Source organism: Nannocystis pusilla (assembly GCF_020073745.1).
Lineage (GTDB): Bacteria > Myxococcota_A > Polyangia > Nannocystales > Nannocystaceae > Nannocystis > Nannocystis radixulma.
The window spans coordinates 12,597-32,113 of sequence record NZ_JAIRAU010000006.1; the positions used below are offsets into that span (position 1 = coordinate 12,597).

20 protein-coding genes are annotated in these 19,517 nt (G+C 71.9%); 9 read left to right on the top strand and 11 right to left on the bottom strand.

The genetic code is table 11. The features are described from left to right. Nucleotides 1-12: 12 nt before the first annotated feature. Both amrB and amrS read right to left on the bottom strand, forming a co-directional pair. Nucleotides 13-849 carry an AmmeMemoRadiSam system protein B gene (amrB, locus tag K7C98_RS09420; protein ID WP_224191257.1) on the bottom strand — a complete coding sequence of 279 codons (837 nt, stop codon included), beginning with the start codon at nucleotides 847-849 and terminating at the stop codon, nucleotides 13-15. Nucleotides 850-988: 139 nt separating this feature from the next. Beyond that, complete coding sequence (gene amrS, locus K7C98_RS09425; protein WP_224191258.1) at nucleotides 989-2,044, bottom strand: AmmeMemoRadiSam system radical SAM enzyme; 1,056 nt, start codon at nucleotides 2,042-2,044, stop codon at nucleotides 989-991. Nucleotides 2,045-2,113: 69 nt separating this feature from the next. Between amrS and K7C98_RS09430 the strand changes: the two genes are divergently transcribed. Then, nucleotides 2,114-3,070, top strand: a complete 957-nt coding sequence (locus K7C98_RS09430) for an alpha/beta fold hydrolase (protein WP_224191259.1) — start codon at nucleotides 2,114-2,116, stop codon at nucleotides 3,068-3,070. A gap of 39 nt (nucleotides 3,071-3,109) precedes the next feature. Here the strand turns inward: K7C98_RS09430 and K7C98_RS09435 are convergent, their stop codons facing one another. The 4 genes from K7C98_RS09435 to K7C98_RS09450 form a co-directional block, all read right to left on the bottom strand. Continuing rightward, nucleotides 3,110-3,766 (bottom strand): GNAT family N-acetyltransferase, encoded by a 657-nt coding sequence (locus K7C98_RS09435; protein ID WP_224191260.1) that lies wholly within the window; start codon nucleotides 3,764-3,766, stop codon nucleotides 3,110-3,112. After that, nucleotides 3,717-4,883, bottom strand: coding sequence for a hypothetical protein (locus K7C98_RS09440; protein WP_224191261.1), 1,167 nt, complete (start codon nucleotides 4,881-4,883; stop codon nucleotides 3,717-3,719). Before K7C98_RS09440 ends, K7C98_RS09435 begins: the two co-directional genes overlap by 50 nt. 586 nt (nucleotides 4,884-5,469) lie before the next feature. Further along, on the bottom strand, nucleotides 5,470-6,567 hold the full coding sequence (locus K7C98_RS09445; protein WP_224191262.1) for a sigma 54-interacting transcriptional regulator: 1,098 nt from the start codon (nucleotides 6,565-6,567) through the stop codon (nucleotides 5,470-5,472). 66 nt (nucleotides 6,568-6,633) lie between these two features. Beyond that, nucleotides 6,634-8,493, bottom strand: coding sequence for a M61 family metallopeptidase (locus tag K7C98_RS09450; protein ID WP_224191263.1), 1,860 nt, complete (start codon nucleotides 8,491-8,493; stop codon nucleotides 6,634-6,636). A gap of 119 nt (nucleotides 8,494-8,612) precedes the next feature. Here K7C98_RS09450 and K7C98_RS09455 point away from each other — a divergent pair, with 119 nt between their 5' ends. Continuing rightward, entirely contained in the window at nucleotides 8,613-10,271 is a 1,659-nt protein-coding gene (locus K7C98_RS09455; RefSeq protein WP_224191264.1) for an alkaline phosphatase D family protein, read from the top strand. 59 nt (nucleotides 10,272-10,330) lie between these two features. Here the strand turns inward: K7C98_RS09455 and K7C98_RS09460 are convergent, their stop codons facing one another. Further along, on the bottom strand, nucleotides 10,331-10,984 hold the full coding sequence (locus K7C98_RS09460; RefSeq protein ID WP_224191265.1) for a hypothetical protein: 654 nt from the start codon (nucleotides 10,982-10,984) through the stop codon (nucleotides 10,331-10,333). Nucleotides 10,985-11,035: 51 nt separating this feature from the next. On the opposite strand from K7C98_RS09460, the gene K7C98_RS09465 reads away from it, so the two are divergent. The 4 genes from K7C98_RS09465 to K7C98_RS09480 are packed head-to-tail and all read left to right on the top strand — an operon-like array spanning nucleotide 11,036 to nucleotide 15,288. Continuing rightward, the gene (locus K7C98_RS09465; RefSeq protein ID WP_224191266.1) at nucleotides 11,036-11,656 is read left to right on the top strand and encodes a (2Fe-2S)-binding protein; all 621 of its coding nucleotides are present in this window, start codon (nucleotides 11,036-11,038) and stop codon (nucleotides 11,654-11,656) included. Between the two features lie 2 nt (nucleotides 11,657-11,658). Further along, the gene (locus K7C98_RS09470) at nucleotides 11,659-14,001 is read left to right on the top strand and encodes a xanthine dehydrogenase family protein molybdopterin-binding subunit (protein WP_224191267.1); all 2,343 of its coding nucleotides are present in this window, start codon (nucleotides 11,659-11,661) and stop codon (nucleotides 13,999-14,001) included. A 43-nt stretch (nucleotides 14,002-14,044) separates the two neighbouring features. Then, nucleotides 14,045-15,049, top strand: coding sequence for an FAD binding domain-containing protein (locus K7C98_RS09475; RefSeq protein WP_224191268.1), 1,005 nt, complete (start codon nucleotides 14,045-14,047; stop codon nucleotides 15,047-15,049). A gap of 17 nt (nucleotides 15,050-15,066) precedes the next feature. Then, a complete protein-coding gene (locus K7C98_RS09480) occupies nucleotides 15,067-15,288 on the top strand; it encodes a hypothetical protein (RefSeq protein WP_224191269.1) in 222 nt (73 codons plus the stop codon). Nucleotides 15,289-15,349: 61 nt separating this feature from the next. Here K7C98_RS09480 and K7C98_RS09485 read toward each other — a convergent pair whose 3' ends face one another. From K7C98_RS09485 to K7C98_RS09495, 3 genes are all read right to left on the bottom strand, one after another. After that, the gene (locus tag K7C98_RS09485; protein ID WP_224191270.1) at nucleotides 15,350-15,637 is read right to left on the bottom strand and encodes a hypothetical protein; all 288 of its coding nucleotides are present in this window, start codon (nucleotides 15,635-15,637) and stop codon (nucleotides 15,350-15,352) included. A gap of 220 nt (nucleotides 15,638-15,857) precedes the next feature. Continuing rightward, nucleotides 15,858-16,187 (bottom strand): hypothetical protein, encoded by a 330-nt coding sequence (locus K7C98_RS09490; RefSeq protein ID WP_224191271.1) that lies wholly within the window; start codon nucleotides 16,185-16,187, stop codon nucleotides 15,858-15,860. 36 nt (nucleotides 16,188-16,223) lie between these two features. Further along, nucleotides 16,224-16,511 carry a hypothetical protein gene (locus K7C98_RS09495; protein ID WP_224191272.1) on the bottom strand — a complete coding sequence of 96 codons (288 nt, stop codon included), beginning with the start codon at nucleotides 16,509-16,511 and terminating at the stop codon, nucleotides 16,224-16,226. 46 nt (nucleotides 16,512-16,557) lie between these two features. Between K7C98_RS09495 and K7C98_RS09500 the strand changes: the two genes are divergently transcribed. The 3 genes from K7C98_RS09500 (at nucleotide 16,558) to K7C98_RS09510 (ending at nucleotide 18,980) form a co-directional block, all read left to right on the top strand. Further along, nucleotides 16,558-17,385 carry a PhzF family phenazine biosynthesis protein gene (locus K7C98_RS09500; protein ID WP_224191273.1) on the top strand — a complete coding sequence of 276 codons (828 nt, stop codon included), beginning with the start codon at nucleotides 16,558-16,560 and terminating at the stop codon, nucleotides 17,383-17,385. A gap of 237 nt (nucleotides 17,386-17,622) precedes the next feature. Continuing rightward, entirely contained in the window at nucleotides 17,623-18,243 is a 621-nt protein-coding gene (locus tag K7C98_RS09505) for a type IV toxin-antitoxin system AbiEi family antitoxin domain-containing protein (RefSeq protein WP_224191274.1), read from the top strand. A 98-nt stretch (nucleotides 18,244-18,341) separates the two neighbouring features. Then, nucleotides 18,342-18,980 carry a nucleotidyl transferase AbiEii/AbiGii toxin family protein gene (locus K7C98_RS09510; RefSeq protein WP_224191275.1) on the top strand — a complete coding sequence of 213 codons (639 nt, stop codon included), beginning with the start codon at nucleotides 18,342-18,344 and terminating at the stop codon, nucleotides 18,978-18,980. Between the two features lie 11 nt (nucleotides 18,981-18,991). Here K7C98_RS09510 and K7C98_RS09515 read toward each other — a convergent pair whose 3' ends face one another. Beyond that, complete coding sequence (locus tag K7C98_RS09515; RefSeq protein ID WP_224191276.1) at nucleotides 18,992-19,498, bottom strand: hypothetical protein; 507 nt, start codon at nucleotides 19,496-19,498, stop codon at nucleotides 18,992-18,994. Nucleotides 19,499-19,517: the final 19 nt, after the last annotated feature.

Genomic DNA, 19,517 nt, shown 5'->3' on the forward strand with positions numbered 1-19,517 from the left:
GGCCGAACTCGCTCAGAGGACCACGGCGCCGGCGTAGGCGACGACGCGCGCGAGGTCGCCGGTGACCTCGCCCGAGTGGGTGTAGCCGACCAGCTCGGCCCGGGTCGCGCCGAGCTCACCGGCGGCGATCAGCGCGACCGTGGCCGGCAAGATCCCGCACATCGTGATGTCGTGGCGGAGGACGGTGGTGTAGAGGCCCGCGGCGTCGAGCGCGAGCAGGCGGTCGAGGGCGAGGCTGTCGAGCTCGGCGGCCTCGTCGGCGTCGATGTAGTGGGACATGTCGCTGCTGGCGGCGATCAGCACGCGCGGCGCGGAGCCCGGCGCGGCGGCCTCGAGCTCGCGGATCGCCGCGGCGACGCCGGCGCCGACGGCCTCGCACTCGGCGAGGTCGAGGCCCCCGAGGCAGACGGCGGCGATCTCGGCCCGCGGGTTGCGGGCGTGGACGAACGGCAGGTGGACCTCGATCGCGTGCTCGCGCAGGTGCGCCGCCGTGTCGGGCTGCAGGCCGGCGTGGCGCAGCAGCGCCTCGGTGAGGTCGGCGGCGATCTTCACGGGGCCGGTCGGGGTGTCCCACTGGCCGCCGGGCCACAGCGAGCGCCGCGCGCCGCGGCCGGTGTGGTTGGGGCACAGGAGCAGCACGCGCTCCGGGACATGGACATGAGACCATGTCCTTCCGGCCAGGGCCCCGCTGTAGACGTAGCCGGCGTGCGGCGCGAGGAGCATGCGCGCGGGGACCGGCTGGAGGTCGCGGACGAGGCAGCGCTCGAGCTCGCGGCGGAGCGCGTGGGGATCACCGGGGTAGAAGCGGTCGGCGACGGCGGGCGGGCGGTGCGGCTCGAGGATGGGCATGGCAGGCTCCGGTAGCGAGAAGGATAGCGCCGGCCGTCGCGGTCGCGCGGCCACGACGACGGACGCCGGACGACAGGGGGGCGAGGGCGGTCGAGTCCGCCGGCGGCGCCGTGGTGACCGGGCGCGTCGCAACGGCGCGTCACAACAGATGGTAGCGCCGGCCGCCGGAGGTCGTCTGGCTGCGGGCATCGAACACGCCCGGCACTCTGGCGTTGCAGCCGGGGCAGGTGCCGTCGACCTTGACGCGGTTGGCGGCGACGGCGTGCCAGCGGCGCTCGATCAGCGGCAGCTCGCAGCTCGGGCACGAGGTGACCGAGCCGACGCGGTCCCAGATGTTCCCCGTATAGACGAAGCGCAGGCCGAAGCCGCGGGCCTCGTCGCGGGCGCGGATCAGCGTCTCGGGCGGCGTGGCGGGGATGTCCTGCAGCTTGTAGTCGGGGTGGAAGGCGGTGAGGTGGAGCGGGACGTCGGGGCCGAGGTGGTCGGCGATCCAGCGGAACTGGGCCCGCAGCTCCTCGGGGTCGTCGTTGTGGCCGGGGATCACCAGCGTGGTCAGCTCGACCCAGATGCCCTGCTTGACCGACCACTCGATGGTCTCGAGGACAGGTTGCAAGTGAGAGAAGGTCAGCTTGTGGTAGAAGCGCTCGGTGAAGCCCTTGAGGTCGATGTTGAGGGCGTCGAGCATCGGGTACATGTCGGCGCGGGCGGCGTCGGAGATGTAGCCGGCGGTGACGCCGACGGGCGCGACCCCGGCGGCGCGGGCGGCACGGGCGGCGTCGATGACGTACTCGGGGTAGATCGTCGGGTCGTTGTAGGTGAACGCGACCGAGGCGGCGCCCTCGCGGCGGGCCAGCGCGGGCACGTCCTCCGGAGCGAGCTCGAGCGCCCGCTTGTGGTGCGACTTGGCCTTGGACAGGTCCCAGTTCTGACAGAAGCGGCAGCCGAGGTTGCAGCCGGCGGTGCCCATGCTGAGGATCGTGGTTCCGGGCAAGAAGTGCCACAGCGGCTTCTTCTCGATCGGGTCGACCGCGACGGCGTTGGGTTTGCCGTAGGCGAGCGACACGAGCCGCCCGTCCTCGTGCTTGCGCACGTAGCAGAAGCCGTGCTGCCCCTCGGACAACGTGCACAGGCGCGGGCAGGCGGTGCAGACGATGCGCTCGCCCTCTCGGTGCCAGTAGCGAGCCGGATGGGTCATGAGAATCGAGCTTTGTCCCGGCGCGCACGGCATGCAAGTCCGCGCCGGGGTGTGTAAGCTTGCGCGGCCATGTCAGGACGCCCGCACGACGACCACGCCCGCGCCGACCGCCACGCCGAGCTCGCTCGCCTCGAACACGTGTTCGTCGCGCACGACGACGTCTCGCTCCATGTCGTCCGCAGCCGCCCGTGGGACCGCGACGAGCGCCGGGCGCCGGTGCTGTTCCTCCACGGCTACCCTGACACGTCCGACACCTGGTCGCTGCAGCTGGCCTCGCTCGGGCAGGCCCATCCGGTGGCGGCGTTCGACCAGCGCGGGGTCGGCCGCTCGAGCGCGCCGACGGGCCCGAAGGGCTACGCGTTCGCGCGCCACCTCGGCGACATCGAGGCGGTGATCGACGAACTGACAGGTCCCGAAGGACAGGTGCACCTGGTGGCCCACGACTGGGGCGGCGCGCTGGCGTGGATGTTCGCCGAACAGCCGAAGTACGCCCGCCGCCTGCGCTCGCTGTCGGTCATCGCCGGCCCGCACCCGGGCCTGATGCTGCGCCGGGTGGCCCGCGCCGTCCGCTCGCCGCGCGAGCTGCGGTTCCTGTTCGATCAGCTGCGCAAGAGCTGGTACATCTTCTTCTTCCAGCTGCCGTGGCTGCCGGAGCAGTTCATCGCGCGCCAGTTCCCCGGGACGTGGATCCGGGCCCTGCGCGCCGGCGGCGTGGCGAAGGACGATCCGCTGCTGCGCGAGTTCGAGGTCGAGGGCACCCGCCGCGCCGCGCTCGCGCCGCTGGCCCTGTACCGCCAGATCCCGCGGTACAGGCCGACGCTGCGGCCGGTCGAGGTCCCGACCTGCCTCGTCGTGCCGCTCCGCGACTTCGCGCTGCGCCCGGAGATCTACGACGACGTGCCCGAGGTCGCCGCCGACCTCGAGGTGCACCGCCTCGACGCCAACCACTGGGCCCACCGCGAGCGCGCGGCCGAGGTGTCGGCGATCCTCGAGGCGTTCGTGCGCCGCGTCGAGCACGACTCGTAGACTGCGAGTCGCCGTGCGGGCGGGGCTTCGCGCAGCGGTTCAGGCGGCCGCGGCGGGGGCGGGGGCGAATTCGACGCTGGGGCCGGCGCGGAAGGCCTCGGTCCAGGCGTCGACCGCCTGTGCTTCGGGACAGGCGAAGGGGTCGGCCCAGAACACGCACGTCCGGTAGCGCGGGTCGGGGTACGGGTGGATGCCGAGCGTGTCGTCGACGACGGCGCCGAAGCGGCGGTAGAGGTCGATGACGTGCTGGTGGGCGCAGCCGACGATCGTCACCGCCCCGAGCGCGCGGGCGACGGCGAGGGTGGCGCTGGTGAGGGTCGCGGCGAGGTCGGTGCGGCGGTACACGGGCGCGACCCAGGTGCCGCACAGCTCGACCAGGGGGGCAGGAGCGCGGGCGACCGCCTGGCTGATGGGACAGGTGGCGGCGAGGGCTCGCTCGATCGGCAGCGGCGTGTCGGGGCGGTGCGGGTGGACGCGCATCCCGCCGGCGGCGGTGCCGTCGCGGGCGCGCGCGAGGACGACGAAGGCGTCGGCCAGGTTGACGGTGAGGAGGGCGGCGACGCTGCCGGGGTGGCGGCGGTAGCTGTCGGCCTGACCGAGGCAATAGAGCTCGGCGAGGTCGGGCCGCTCGGCGGCGCAGAAGGCCTCAAGGGTCAGCGAAGAGGGGTGGGGTGAAGAGGGTGAGATAGTCGGCATAGGCGTCATAGCTGGCGGTGAAGGCGTCGGCGGCCAGGTGAAGGGCGGCGAGGAAGCGTTGCTGGGTGGTGTCGTCGCGCAGCAGGCGGGCGAGGACGGCGAGCGTGGCGTTCCAGTGGCCGTCGTCGCCGCCGTCTTCGCGGGTGTGGCTGACGAGGAAGCGAGTGGCGCGCGCGGGCTCGCGGTAGCCCCAGCGGCGGATGTTGCCGGCGAGCGGGGCGAGGACGGTGGGGCCGACGTGGGCGGCCAGGCCCTCGGCGACGAAGGGGGCGGCGATGAAGCAGGCGAGGTCCTCGTGGAACGCGACCATGCTCTCCTGCACGGCCATGAACGCGAGCGTCGGGCCCCACGGGACCATCGCGTGGACGACGAAATCGACGTCGGCGTCGAGGTAGCGGAGGTCGGCCTCGATGAGGCGGTCGTGCTTCTGTTCGCCGCGGAAGTGGCGGGTGAAGTGATCGCGCAGCGATTCGTCGTCGCACACGGAGATCGCGCGGGCCAGGAGGCGCGGGGTGTAGCGGACGTATTGATGGGTGTTGGCGAGGGCCGCGACGTACTGCTCGCGCGCGAGGCGATCGGCGTGGACGGCTCGACACCAGGCGTTGCCGGCGAACGCCTCGGCGTGGCGCGTCAGACCGGCGGTCGCCTCGGCGACGTAGCGGGAGATCAGCAGCGCGCGGCCGTCGTCGTCGCAGGCGGCGTGCAGGCGGTGCATCGCGGCGTCGAGCGTGGCCGCGCGCAGCTCACCGCGGGCCAGCGCCGACAGCTGCAGCGGCGCGGCGGCGAGTCGCGGGTCGTGGCTGACCACGGCGCTGCGCCGCCACACCCGCGCCCGCTGCAGGGCGACGTAGAGGAGCGGCGCCAGCTCGGCCGCGGCGGGCGGGCCGTCGAGGTCGCGCAGGACGCAGGTCCGCCCGGCGCCGGGCAGCGCGGCGAGCGAGGGCTCGAGCTCCGCCGGGGCCACGGTGACGCCGAGCGTCAGCTCGCCGCGTTGCAGCTCGACGCGCACGACCTGCGGCGCCGCGTCGAGCTCGACGGGCGCGCCGCGAGTGTCTCGCTCGCGCACGACGAAGCTGGTCTGAAGGACATGTGGTAGGTGGATCTCGCGGTGGTGCATGACGGCGCCGGGCTGGCGCCCTGGGTTGCAGATCACATTCCAGGCGCGCAACGCGGCGCCCGCGGTTGTGGGCCGACTCGTTGTCCAGTGCGCGAGACGTCGCCTGTCGCCGGGTGTCCATTCGAGTGGACACGGCGCGCTCTCGGGCCCGGCCCGGTCTGCTGGATCTCCGCAGGATCGAGCGGGGTCGCGGGGCCCTGCGGGGACGGCCGGGGCGACGAACCGCGCGGCCTCGCCCGCCGCGGGCCTCCGGCTTCGCGGATGTCATGTGGCGTGGACACGGTCCCCACAGGCCGACGCGTGGGACTCGTTTCGCACCCGAGGTGCGTCGACCTCCGTCGCGCGCACGCATGGGTGGTCGCGCGGTCGCGGGGCGCTCGACGCGTGGACCCTTCGTCGGACTCGTCGACGTGAGGACGCGGTCATGCGCTCACGGGCGCGAGCGTCGATGGGGCTGCTTCAGGTCGTGAAGACGAGGCTCGTGCTCACGGCGCGAGGTGTGGGGCGCTGCATCGATTCGTCGAATCGACGCCGAGGCTCGTGCTCACGGGCATGAAGCGTCGAGGTGAGGACGACGGCCGCGCGCTCACGGGCGCGAGATGTCGAGGCTCTGCATCAAGTTATAGATGTGCGCGCGGGTGAGGGCGAGCCGGCGGGCGGCCTCGGCGACGTTCCAGTTGCTGTCCTCGAGGGTGCCGCGGACCAGCTGGGTCTGGAAGCGGCGCAGGGCCTCGCGGTAGTTGAGCGGGGCGGCGGCTTCCTCCCTGTCCTCTCGGTCAGGGAAGAGGTGGCGCACCTCGACCTCGCGGGCGTCTTCGCCGGCGGCGCGGATGACCGCGGCCTCGACGGCGTTGGCGAGCTCGCGGATGTTGCCGGGCCAGCTGGCGGCCTGGGCGGTGAGGAGTGTCCATTGGGACAGGTGCAGCGGGGGCAGGCGGTGGCGGACGCAGGCCTTGATGCAGAAGTGCTGGGCGAGGTCGGGGATGTCGTCGCGCCGCTCGGCCAGCGAGGGCACGCGGATGGGGACGACGTGGAGGCGGTAGAACAGGTCCTCGCGGAACTCGCGGCGGGCGACGCGGGCCTTGAGGTCGCAGTTGGTCGCGGCGATGACCCGCACGTCGGCGGCGCGCGGGCGGTTGGCGCCGAGCGGGTAGTACTCGCGCGACTGCAGCAGCTGCAGCAGCTTGGCCTGGGCCGGCAGCGAGAGCTCGGCGATCTCGTCGAACAGGAGCGTGCCGCCGCGGGCGGCGGACACCTTGCCCTCGACGGCCTTGATCGCGGTCGAGTGGGCCCCGGGCGCGGCGCCGAAGAGCTCGCTCTCGACGAGGTTGTCGGGCAGGTTGGCGCAACTGAGCTCGACGAAGTTGCCGGCGGCGCGCGGGCTGCTGGCATGAATGACCCGGGCGACGTGAGTCTTGCCGGTGCCCGACGGACCGGTCAGCAGGACCGAGACGTCGAGGGGGGCCAGCAGCGCGAGCTGGCGCAGGAGCTCCGCCATCGGCGGCGAGCGCCCGATCAGGTCCTCCGCTCGCAGCGCGCTGCGGAAGCGGAGCGTCGGGTCGCGCTTCTCACTCGGCGAGAACAAAGGATCGAGCTCCCCGCGGGCCTCGGGATGCGCGCTGTCCATGCCATCATAGTAGACGCGGAAGCGCGGCGGCCGCTGGGCCGGCGGGGAGCATGACATGTCCTTTGGGACATGATGAAGCGCACCTCATGCGCGGGTCTAGGTGCTCGCTCACGAGAGCGCGCGTTACTTCGTCGCCGTGGCGAGCCACCCGTCGCGCAGTTCGCGGACGTCGGCCGCCGCCGTCGGTGAGACACTGAAGCGGAACGTCTTCCGCGGGTCCTCGGCGATCGTGAGTGTGCGGCGTTCGAGGCGACCGCCGCGGAAGAGGGCGACTTCGACCGATTGGCCGGGGACGTGGTCCATCAGCCGCTCCACGGCCTCGTCACCGCTGCGGGTGCGGCGAGCCGCGACGGCGATGACCTCGTCACCGGGCATGAGGCCGGCGAGCTCAGCAGGTGAGCCGGGGGCGACGCTGCGGATGGCGTTGTCGGTGAACGCGATCCCGGTCCAGCTGCGCTTGCGGCGAGCTGCCAGCGGAGAGGACTCACCTTCCCACGGCGCGCGAATCTCGACATCGACGCCCATCCGCGTCAGCTGCGCGGGAAGCGGAAGTTCGTCGGTGCCCTCGATGTATCTGCGGAAGAAGTCGTGCATGTCCGCGCCCGCCTCGGCCGAGGCGGCGGCGACGATGTCGTCGGCCGTGATGCCGTGACCCTTGACGCCGTGGCTGGCCATGAGCCGGCGGAACAGCCCGACGAGCGAGCCCTTGCCGCGCGAGCGCAGGCGCAGCTCGAGGTCGAGGCACACGCCGGCGAGGTGGCCCTTCTCGTAGTAGCTGATCGAGGTGGTGTGGTGGCCCGGCGAGGGCTTGTAGTGCTTGACCCACGCCTCGACGCTGTTCTGCGTCAGCGGCACGTGGTTGCGCCCCGGCTTCTGCAGGTAGGCGGTCCACGAGGTGCCGAGCTCGCGCAGGAACTCGTCGGGGCTGGTCACCCCGGCGCGCACGAGGATCTGGTTCTCGACGGTCTCGGTGAAGCCCTCGTGGAACCACAGCAGCTCGCTGTAATCCTCGCGGCTGTAGTCGTAGGGCACGAGCGCCGCGTCGCGCAGTCGCTTGGCGTTCCACAGGTGGAAGAACTCGTGGCTGGCGAGGTGGAGCGCGCGGCGGTAGCCGGCCTCGTCGTGGAACGAGTCGCGCGCGAGGCGCATCAGCGTGCTGTCGGCGTGCTCGAGGCCGCCGTCGCTCCTGTCGTCGGCGAGCAGCAAGAACACGTAGCGCCGGGTCGGCAGGCCGCCCATCGCCTCGGCGAAGGCGTGGACGACGGGCTTGAGGTCGCGGACCAGCCGCTCGACGTCGGCGTTGCTGCCGGCCGGGGCCGAGAACACCAGCTCGACGCGCGTGCCGCCCTCGTCCCACGCGTGGACCACCGGGGTGCCCAGCTCGAGCGGCGAGTCGACCAGGACGTCGTAGGAGGCGGCGCGCAGGACCCCGGGGGTCGGCTGCGGCAACGCGCCATGGACGGTCCAGTCGGGCGGCAGGGCGTTGAAGTGCAGCTCGGCCGGGCGCGCGGTCTCGCCGACGAGGTAGAGGAACAGGCCGGCGGGGTTGAGGGTGGCGTGGCGGTCGTCGACGCTGCTGGTGCGCACCCCGGGCTCGTCGGCCCACACCCGGTAGGTCGCGCGAATGCCCTTTCCGCCATGTCTGATGCGCCATGTCTGTTTGTCCAGGCGCTCGACCGGCAGCGAGACGCCGGCGAGGTCGGTGACGACCGGGCCGTCGAGGTTGCGGGCGAAGTCGCGGACGAGGTAGGAGCCGGGGATCCACGCCGGCAGGGCGAGGTCGCTGCGCAGGCCGCCGGGGCGCTCGACGGTCATGACGATCTCGACCCACCGCGACTCGGGGGCGGAGATCGTCACCTCGTAGCGGACGAGCTGCTTGCGCTCGCGCGCGGACCAGTCGGCGGGGGCAGGCGCGGGGGCGGCGACGGCCGTCGCACACGCGCCGCCGAGCGCGAGGGCGAGGAGGAGCGGCAAGGCACGCATGAGCCGGCGAGTGTAGCGAGGCAGCGCGCCGTCCGGCGACCGGCGATCGCTCGCCGATGTCACGCGGGCGCCACGCGTCCGGGACCGGCGGGGCGCGCGTTCCGCTATCCTGGCGGCGCATGACGTCCCCGCCCAGGCCGCCGCGAACCAGAGCTCGCACCGCCCCGACGCGCCGCGAATTCCTGTGGCAGGTGGTCGCCGCAGCCTCGGCGAGCGCGTGCGGCGGGGGCTCCGGGGGCGGCGAGGGCACCGAGGGGGACAGCCCCGGCAGCGGCACGAGCACGGGTTCGTCGACCGGGGGCGAGCCGACGACGACCGCGCCGACCACGACCACCGGCGAGCCGGCGCCGGAGCTGCCCGGGCCGCCGTTCACGCTCGGCGTGGCGTCGGGAGATCCGCTCGCGGACCGCGTGATCCTCTGGACCCGCCTCGCGCCCGACCCGATCGGCGGCGGCGGCATGCCCGAGGCCGCGTTCGCGGTCGCGTGGGAGGTCGCCAGCGACGAGGCGTTCACCGACGTGGTCGCCGGCGGCGAGGCGATCGCCGAGCCGGCGTTCGCCCACGCGGTCCACGTCGACGCGACCGGACTCGCGCCGGACCGCTGGTACTTCTACCGCTTCCGCGTCGGCGAGCACACCAGCGCGGTCGGCCGCACGCGCACGCTGCCGGCGCCGGACAGCGCGCCCGAGCGGCTGCGCCTGGCCTCGGCGAGCTGCCAGCGGTTCACCACCGGCTACTACACGGCCTACGCCCACCTGGCCGCCGAGGACCTCGACCTGGTGCTGTTCCTCGGCGACTACATCTACGAAAACGGCGACAAGGGGCCGGTGCGCGACCACGTCGGCGAGGAGTGCCGCACGCTGCTCGACTACCGCAACCGCTACGCGCAGTACCGCGGCGACCCGAATCTACAGGCGGCGCACCACCGGTTCCCGTGGGCGGTGATCTGGGACGACCACGAGGTCGACAACAACTACGTGGCCGACATCTCCTCGGTGGATGACCCGAAGTTCATGGCGCGAAGGACAGCCGCGTACCAGGCGTTCTACGAACACATGCCGATCCGCGTCGCGCCGCCGGCGGCCGACGGGTCGCTGGCGATCTACCGCAGCTTCGCGTGGGGCGACCTGGCCGAGGTGTTCCTGCTCGACACGCGCCAGTACCGGACCGACCAGCTGTGCCTGGACGAGCCGGGCGAGGACTGCGGCGAGCTGGCGACCGAGGACGGCGACATGCTCGGCCCGGAGCAGGAGGCGTGGCTGACCGAGGGCCTGGCGGCGTCGCCGGCGATCTGGAAGCTCGTGGCCCAGCAGATCGTGTTCTCGAAGGTCGACTTCAGCGGCCTGCTGATCAACTGGGACCAGTGGGACGGCTACCCGAAGGCGCGCCAGCGGATGCTCGACTTCCTGGCCGGCGAGCAGCTGGCGAACGTGGTGATCCTGGCCGGCGACCTCCACGTCGGCGGGATGGCCGACGTCAACGCGGTCGCCGGCGACACCAACACGCCGGTGGTGGCGGTCGAGATCGTGACGACGTCGATCACGTCGAGCTCGGAGACCGACATCCCGCCCGAGACGATCGAGCAGCTGGTCGGCACGATCCCCCAGATTAAACACTTCAACGCTCACTCGCGCGGCTACGTCTCGCTCGACCTTACCCGCGAGGCGCTGAGCGCCCGCTTCATGATCGTCGACACCATCGAGTCCGAGACGGCCAGCGTCGACGCCGAGGCCGAGCTGACCGTGCTCGCCGGGGTGCCCGGGGTGCAGATGCCCTGAAGGGCATGCCCCCAAGGGCATGCTCGTGAGGGCATGCTCCTCAGGGCATGTTTAAAAAGTCAGGCGAACGCGACGGGCTCGGTGGCGGCGCCGAGGCCGTGCAGCAGCTCGCGGTAGTAGGCGGCGGTGGTGGCGGCGAGGCCGGGCAGGGCGGTGGTGCCCCAGACGATCGAGAGGGTGCGGCGGGTGCCGGGGTGGGTCTTGGTGCGCTGCGAGTCCTTGACCGGGCCGGCGCACGGGCCCTCGGCGTCGATCAGCGACACGAGGCCGCCGATGTCGATGACCTGGCCGCCGGCGTTGAAGACGTAGCTCGAGCCGGGCGCGGGCACGCCGATCGTCAGCGGCGCGGCGGCGCGGTCGAGGTCGACGACGCTGATCGGCAGGCCGCTGTGGAGCGAGGCGACGTTGCAGGCGTCGACCGCGGCGTTGATGCTGCCGAGGCTGCCGTCGCCGGCCGCCCTGAGGAGGTACTCGGAGGCGGGCTTGCTGCGCCCGGTGGGCTTGAAGCCGGCCTTGCGCAGCAGGTCGCGGACGGCGGCGCGGATGCGGTCGTCGGCCGGCGGTAGGGGCGTGGCTGCCCCGAGGGACAGGCCGGCTCGCAGCGCGTCGGACGCCGCGATCTCACCGAGGGCCCGGTCGAACTCGGTGGTGAACGCGACGATCTCGATGAGCGGCGAGACGGGGGCGAGGGAGCAGTCGGCGGTCACCTGCATGCAGCGGGCGGGAGTATACGCGGCGCGGCCCGCCGTGGTACCGTGGCCGTGATGTCCGATCGGGCCCGCATCACACGTCGCGGCCTCTTCCGCGGGATCGGCACGGCGGGTCTGCTCGCCGGCTGCAAGCCGAGCGAGCGGCCGCCGACCACCACCGAAGACGGCGAGCAACCACCACCGGCCGGCAGCGCGGGCGCGCTGGGGCCGGGGCCGAGCCCGCTCGAGTTCACGCTCAACGGTCAGCGCCAGGTCGCCGAGGTCGCGCCCCACGTGACGCTGCTGGCGGCGCTGCGCGAGCAACTGCGGGTCACCGGCCCGAAGGTGGTGTGCGACCGCGGGGCCTGCGGCGCGTGCACGGTGCTGGTCGACGGGGTGGCGCGCAACAGCTGCATGATGCTGGCGCACGACGTCGACGGCGCGGCGGTGACGACGGTCGAGGGCCTGTCGCAGGGCGGCAAGCTGTCGGTGCTGCAGGAGGCGTTCATCCGCCACGACGCGCTGCAGTGCGGGTTCTGCACCTCGGGCATGTTGATGTCGTGCCAGGCGCTGCTGGGGCGCACGCAGCTCGAGCGCGAGGATGTCGAGGCGGCGATCGCCGGCAACCTGTGCCGCTGCGGGACCTATCCGAACGTGGTGGCGGCGGTGCTCGACGCCGCGAAGGGGAGCGCGTAGCCGTGCCGGACGACAGCAAGGTCACACTCAAGGTCGGGTTCGCCGAGCAGCTGCGCGACATCGAGGTGCAGCTGCCGGCGGGCGAGCCGAAGCCGTGGGACGCGCGCGCCGAGCTGAAGGTGGTCGGCAAGCCGCACCCGCGCGTCGAGGCGCCGCTCAAGGTGTCGGGCGCGGCCAAGTACACCCACGACATCGTGCCGCAGGGCGCGTTGTGGGCGGCGGTGCTGCGCTGCCCGCACGCGTGCGCGCTGGTCGAGTCGATCGACGTCGCGCCGGCGAAGTCGCAGCCGGGGGTGGCGGCGGCGCTGGCCCTGGTCAAGCCGGGCGAGCGGATGATCTTCGCCGGGCAAGACGTCGCGGCGGTGGCGGCGAAGACGGCGGAGCAGGCCGAGGCGGCGCTGCAGGCGATCGCGGTCCAGTACAAGCCGGAGGCGTTCGTGATCGACACGGCGGCGGCGATGCAGGACGGCGCGCCGCTGGTCCACCGCGGCAAGGTCGAGGAGCGCAGCACCGAGGGCGACGAGCCGGGCGCGGGCGGCAGCGCGGGCCAGCGCGGCAACGTCCGCACGTCGCCGTCGATGAAGAAGGGCGACGCGCACAAGGGCCTGCGCATGGCCAAGGTCTCGCACGAGGCGACGTACACGACGCAGGTGCACACGCACTCGGCGCTCGAGACGCACAGCATCGTCGTGCAGTGGGACGGGCCGAAGCAGGCGACGTTGTGGTGCTCGACGCAGGGGATCTTCAGCGTGCGCGACGAGTTCGCGGAGATCTTCGAGCTCAAGCCGACCGACGTGCACGTGCACACCGAGTTCCTCGGCGGCGGCTTCGGGGCCAAGTTCGGCGCCTCGGCCCCGGGCTCGCGCATGGGCTTCATCGCCGGCGAGCTGGCGCGCCAGGCGGGGGCGCCGGTGCGGTTGCTGCTCGACCGCAAGGAGGAGCACCTGTGCACCGGCAACCGCCCCGACTCGCGCCAGCAGGTGAAGCTCGGGGCAGGTGCGAACGGCCAGCTGACGGCGATCCACGTCGTCGCCCACGGGACCGCGGGGATCGGCACCGGCGCGGGGGTCGGGCGCAACGCGTTCGGCGTGTACTCGCGCTGCCCGAACATCCTGGTCGAGAGCCACGACGTGTTCACCCACGCCGGGCCGGCCACGGCGATGCGCGCGCCGGGACACCCGCAGGGGGCGTTCGCGCTCGAGCTGGCGCTCGACGAGCTGGCGAAGAAGCTGAAGCGCGACCCGCTCGACCTGCGCCTCGCCCACGACGAGCACCCGGTGCGCCGCCACCAGTTCGAGCTCGGCCGCAAGCAGTTCGGCTGGGACGAGGGCAAGAAGCGCGCGGCGGCGCTGCGCGACAAGCAGGCCCGCGTGCGCCGCGGCTTCGGCGTGGCCGGGTCGATCTGGGGCGACTTCGGCCGCGGCAAGGCGGTCGTCGCCACCGTCAGCGTGATGCGCGACGGCAGCGTCGAGGTCAAGAACGGCCTGCAGGACATCGGCGGCGGCATCACCACGGTCGTCGCGCAGGTCGTCGCCGAGGTGCTGCAGCGCCCGATCGAGGCGGTGCGCGTGCGCCTCGGCGACAGCGAGCTCGGGCCCTCGGTCGGCAGCGGCGGCAGCGTGACCACGGCCAGCGTGACGCCGGCGGTCCGCGCGGCGGCGGAGGCGGTCAAGACCCAGCTGACGGCGCTGGCGGCCAAGCAGCTCGGGCGCAAGCCGGAAGAGATCACATGGTCCGAGGGACAGGCGCGCGCGGGCAGCAAGTCGATCGCGTGGGCCGAGCTGTGCAAGAAGATCGAGGGCGAGGCGATCGTCGCCACCGGCACGCGGCCCGAGACCTACGGCGCCTACCCGGTCAAGTTCATGGGCGGCAACAGCTACCAGATCGCCGGGGTCCAGTTCGCCGAGGTCAGCGTCGACACCTGGACCGGCGTGGTCACGGTCGAGCGCGTGCTGGCGATCCACGACTGCGGCAAGGTGATGAACCCGCTGACGGCCCGCTCGCAGGTGCAGGGCGGGGTGATCCTCGGCACCAGCTACGCGCTGACCGAGCAGCGGATCATGGACCGCGTCCGCGGGGTGATGCTGAACCCCAACCTCGAGACCTACAAGATCGCCGGCGCGCGCGACGTGCCGCGCGCGATCGACGTCGTGTTCACGCCGGTCGACACCGGCGCCAACAACACCGGGGCGATCGGGATCGGCGAGCCGGCGACGATCCCGACCGCGGCCGCGATCGCCTGCGCCGTCCACGACGCGCTCGGCGTGGCCGTCCGCGACCTCCCCCTCACCCCCGACCGCGTGCTCGCGGCGCTCGGCGTGGTGCCCGCGCGCGGGGCCAGCTGAGGCAGTCTTCGGGACATGTCTCTTCGCACCTGAAGGAACGACCATGCGACCGTTCGTGATCCGCCGCCCCAAGAGCCTGGACGAGGCGCAAGACGCCGCCCGCGAGCGCCCGCAGGACGGGGTGCTGCGCGCCGGCGGCATCGACCTCATCGACCGCATGAAGGAGGGCATCGACGCGCCGGCCGAGCTGGTCGAGCTGCGCGGGCTGGCCGACGAGACCGGCGAGCTGATGCGCGCGCTCGGGCCGGCGGGCGACGGGATGCAGGTCGGCGCCCTGGTGACGCTGGCGCAGCTGGCCGCGCACGAGGGCTTCGGCGCGGCCCGGGCGGCGCTGCGCGAGGCGGCCGGCTCGGCGGCGACGCCGACGATCCGCAACGCGGCGACGCTCGGCGGCAACCTGCTGCAGCGGCCGCGCTGCTGGTACTTCCGCCACGCCGACCTGGTGTGCCTGAAGAAGGGCGGCACGGCGTGCCTGGCCGTCAGCGGCGAGAACAAGTTCCACGCGATCCTCGGCGGCGGGCCGAGCTTCATCGTCCACCCGTCGACGCTGGCCTGCGCGCTCACGGCCCTCGACGCGCAGGTCGAGGTCCGCGGGGCCGAGGCGCGCACGATCGCCATCGGCGAGCTGTTCCTGACGCCGAAGCAGGACGCCAGGCGCGAGCACACGCTCGAGCCCGGCGAGGTGCTGGTGCGGGCGATCTTGCCGAAGGCGGGCGACGACCAGCGCTCGGGCTACGCGGCGGTCAAGGAGAAGCAGTCGCACGACTGGCCGATGGCCGAGGCCGCGGTCAAGATGTCCCTTCAGTCAGGTGTGATGACCGACGTGCGCGTGGTCCTCGGCCACGTGGCGCCGATCCCCTGGCGCAGCCGCGAGGCCGAGGCCGCGCTCGAGGGCAAGCCCGCGAGCGCGGCGCTGTTCGCCGAGGCGGCCAAGGCCGCCCTCGCCGAGGCGCGACCGCTGCGCGACAACGCCTACAAGATCCCGCTGGCCCAGGGGCTGCTCCGCGAGGTGCTGCACCGCGTCGCCGGCGTGCCGCTCCCGGAGTGAGAGAAAGCGAGCCCGCCATGCCGACCTATCTGCGCGTCGTCGACACCGATCAGCCGGTCTGCCGGCACCTGCGGACCAAGGGGATGCACGTCTACGGGCGCGACACGCCCGACGCGTTCAGCACCAGCCGCTCGAGCCACTACCACTGCCTGCGCACGCAATTCGTGACCGGACCCGACGGCGACCTCAGCGTGCCCGAGCGCTGCGGGTCGGGCCGCGAGTGCTTCGAGGCGCGCTGAAGGCGTCGCGCCGGCGGATATCCGCTCCGCGAGCTCGCGCCTGCGACGATCGGCCCGAGTTTCAGTACTGAGCGGCCAGCCACACGAGCAGGGCGAGCTCGGCGCTCGCGAGCAGGGTGGCGAACACGGCGAGGCCGAGGCCGGGGCGGCGGCGCGGACGGATGGCGTGGCGCAACATGGCGGCGAGGCCGAGCAGCACGGCGAGGGGCACGCCCAGCAGGGTGCACATGAACATCTTCGAGACGGCCTCGCCGGCCTCGCCCGTGGCGGCGAACAGCGGGAGGAAGACGAGGTGGCTCGCCACCGCGACGATGGGCACGACCGCGAGCACCGTGGCCGTGAAGGACAAGCGACAACAATTCGCCCTCAATTGGGACTGCTCGCTCGACATGCCTTGGATAGAAGCACATCCGCGGCTGTGAGGCGATCAGGAGGCGGCCCCGCTGCTACGTTCCTACGCGCCGAGCCGAGCGGCCGCGACGGCTCCACCGCGTTCCGGACTGCACGCCGCACGTGTTGTCGCCGGAGGGCAGCGAGAATCATCGCGCTCGTGTTCGCCGGTGGGAAACTCAGAACTCGGCGTTGGCGAGCTTCACGAGGAAGGCCAGCTCGGCGCCCGCGATCACCGTGGCGAGCAGCGCGAGCGCGAGGCCGGGGCGGCGCGGGCCGGTGGCGTGGCGCCAGATCGCGGCGAGGCCGAGCGGCAGGGCGAGGGGCACGCACAGCAGGGTGAGCTCGACCAGCGACGAGACGACGTCGCCGAGGATGCCCGCGCCGGTGAAGAGGTCGTTGAGGGCGAGGCGGATCGTCACCGCGACCACCGGCACGACCGCGAGCACGGCGGCCGTGAGGGACAGGCGGCACCACTTGGTCATCGGTTCGAGCGGCTTGTCCGACATGGCGACGATGACAGCACATCCGCGGCGGCGCGGCGATCAGGAGGCATCCCCGCTGCGACCCTCGTAGGAGGCGATCCGATCCTCCAGGACGCGCTCCATCGCCGCGAACGCGCCCGCGGCGTCGCCCTGGCGGCGGCGCGCGGCCGCGAGGGTGAGCTTGAGGCCCGAGTCGTCGATCAGGCCGGAACGCTGGTAGTGGGGGCCGAGCGCGGCGAGGCCGTCGTCGACGAGGTCGAGGGCGCGCGCGAGGTCGCCGGCGCCTGCGGCCGCGCGGGCCTCGGCGAGCGACTCGACGGCGATCCGCATGGGCGAGCGAGACTCCACGAAGCTCAGTATGACGGGCTGCGGGCGCTCGGGTAGATTGGCCGGCGTGACCGAGATCGCCTGCTTCCACGTCGATGCCTTCACCGACCGACGCTTCGCCGGCAACCCGGCCGCGGTGTGTCCGCTGCGCGCGTGGTTGCCCGACGCGACGCTGCAGCAGATCGCGGCCGAGAACGCGCTGTCGGAGACCGCCTTCTACGTGCCCCGCCCCGGCACGGACGACTTCGACCTGCGCTGGTTCACGCCGGAGGTCGAGGTCGATCTCTGCGGCCACGCCACCCTCGCCACCGCGTTCGTCCACTCGCGACTGCGCGCCGGCGCGCCGACCCGCCTGCGCTTCTGGACGCTCTCGGGCCCGCTCGACGTCGCCCGCGACGGTGAGGACTTCACCCTCGACCTGCCGTCGCGGCCGGCTGTTTCAAGGGACATGTCCGATGAGATAGCGAAGGCGCTCGGCGGACGGCCGCTCGAGCTGCTCAAGGCGCGCGACGTGGTGGTCGTGTACGCCAGCGCCACCGAGGTCCGCGCGCTGCAACCCGACCTCGCCGCGATCGGCCGGCTGCCCGGCGTGTTCGCGGTGATGGCCACCGCCCCGGGCGGCGAACCCGACGCGGACGTCGACTTCGTGTCGCGCTTCTTCGCCCCGGCGCAGGGCATCCCCGAAGACCCGGTCACCGGCTCGGCCCACTGCACGCTGGCCCCGCTGTGGGCCCCCCGCCTCGGCAAGGCAGTGCTGCGCGCCCGCCAGGTGTCCCGCCGCGGCGGCGAGCTGACCTGCGCGCTGCACGGCGACCGCGTCCTCCTCACGGGCCGCGCGGTGCTGGTCAAGTCGGGGACGTTCTACCTCGACGACGCGCCGAAGCACCTGGCCTGAAGAGCTGCCAAGCGCGGACGACGCGCGCGCCGGAGGAGATCCAAAATTTGTCTACTCTGGGGCAGAGAGTAGACAAATTTTGGATCTCGCTCGATTCTGAGCGTGAGATTTTTTGTGAAATTCTAGGGAGTTAACATGAGAACACTCAATGGGTGTGAGTTTTCCCGGCCATCAAGCTGCCGGGTCGGGGTCTCCAAATTTTGTCTACTCTGGGGCGCATAGTTTACAAATTTTGTATTGACGGAGCGAACGACCCAGTCGCGCATTCGGGAACTGGCAGCCGAGGACCGGTTGCTGCAGCCGTCAGAACTTGAAGCCCCGCCGGAGTCGATGGCCTACGCGGAGCGGAGCGGGGTTCTTCGGCGGATCATTGTCGGCGTGTACATCGGTGCGCAACACAAGTTGCATCCACTGGTAGAAGCGGCAGCATGGACCCTTCGGAGCTCGGAGGCAGTCGCCTGCCTCCTGACGGCCGCGATCTACGAGGGTCTGACCGATGCATTCGAGCGCGGCACGTGGTTGTACGTCCCGAAGGGAAGTTCGCCGCCCCGTAGCCGAACACACCCTGTCCATGCGATCCAGACGAGCGAGCGCTTCATTGACCGAGCGCATGACGCCGACAACGGCATCATCGCCGTACAAGTACACGGAGTCGCCGTCCGAATCACGGGGCCCGATCGCACGGTGCTCGATCTGTTCCGCTACCCGAAGCACATCCCTGGGGAGTACGCGCTCGAGGCGTTGCGCCGAAGGGCCTCGGCCCAGGATTTTCGGATCCCCGTGTTCGCCCGGCTCGCACGTCGCCTCGACATCCGCAGAAAAATCGATCCTCTGCTACAGGGGCTGGTGTTGAGATGAGTTCGACGAACGAACGGAGCAAGTCGGTGAGTCAGCGGGTGGCGAACCGCGGACGCGAGCTGCAATTGTTGCGAGAAGACGGGTTCACCGCCTACGCCATGGACCGCCTCCTCTACCGGCTCGGGAGGAGTAGGCACGCCAAGAGGTTCTACCTGAAGGGCGGTCTACTCGTCGCCAACTTCCTGGAGAATCCTCATCGCTTTACGCGAGACATCGACATGCTGTGCAAACATGCTCCCGCCAAGCCGGACGCGATCCGGCAGAAGTTCCGGGAGGTCGTCGCGGTGAAGGTCGACGACGGTATCCTCTTCGAGCCGGACGGGGTGCGGGCGGAGATCGCCAGGCGCGAGCTCGAAGGCTACGAAGGGGTGACGGTGTGGATCCGAGCCGAAGTCGGCAATGTCGTGGTCGACCTGAAGATCGACATCGGTTTCGGTGATGCGGTGATCCCGGACCCGCGACACATCGAGCTCAAGTCGTTCTTGAGCGGGGATCCGCCGCCCCGGGTTTACGCGTATCCGCTCGGGCCCGTGCTCGCCGAGAAGATCGAGACCATCGTCGCCAAGTTCCCCGCCATCGAGCATCGGCTGAAGGACATCCTCGACGTCGTGACCCTGACCGGGGCCCAAAGCGTACCGGAGGACCTCCTCGCGTCCCTGCGCGCCACGTTCGAGCGCCGCGGGACGAGGCCGGATCTCATGGTGCTCGACGACATGCGCACGGAGCTCAGGGGGTAGGAAGTGGGAGGTCAGTTGGGCGGCCATGCGCAGAGAGAAGGCGGTCGCGCTCGACATGACATTGCAGGCGGCGGTAGACGGCTTCGATCGGTTCGTGCGTCCCTTGCTCTCCGCGCTATCCGAGGACTGACTCGCAACAAGTCTCGATGAACGTGATCGAGCTCGGTGACGACGACGCTCCCCGGTGTGAGGTCGGCGAGCCGCGGATAAGCTTGGTCGAGCTCCATCACGCCGAGGTGCTGATCGGGGTCGTTGACGAGGTCGACGCCGCGGTCGCGCAGAGCCGCGTAAACGGCGCGATAGGTGGCGGGTTCGGGGATCGTGCCGACCCACACGGCGGGTTCGCGGCGCTCACGCACGGCGAGCTCGGCGATGGGCGCGAGCAGGTCGCCGCGATGGTCGGCGTCGGGGGGCAAGTGCAACGCCGTAAAGCCCGCGAGCCGCGCGGCGCGGGTCGAGGCGACGATGTCGTCGCCGTCGTCCGGCAGGGGATCGGGCGCCTGCGTCAGCAACAACACGTGTCGCCACCGTACCACT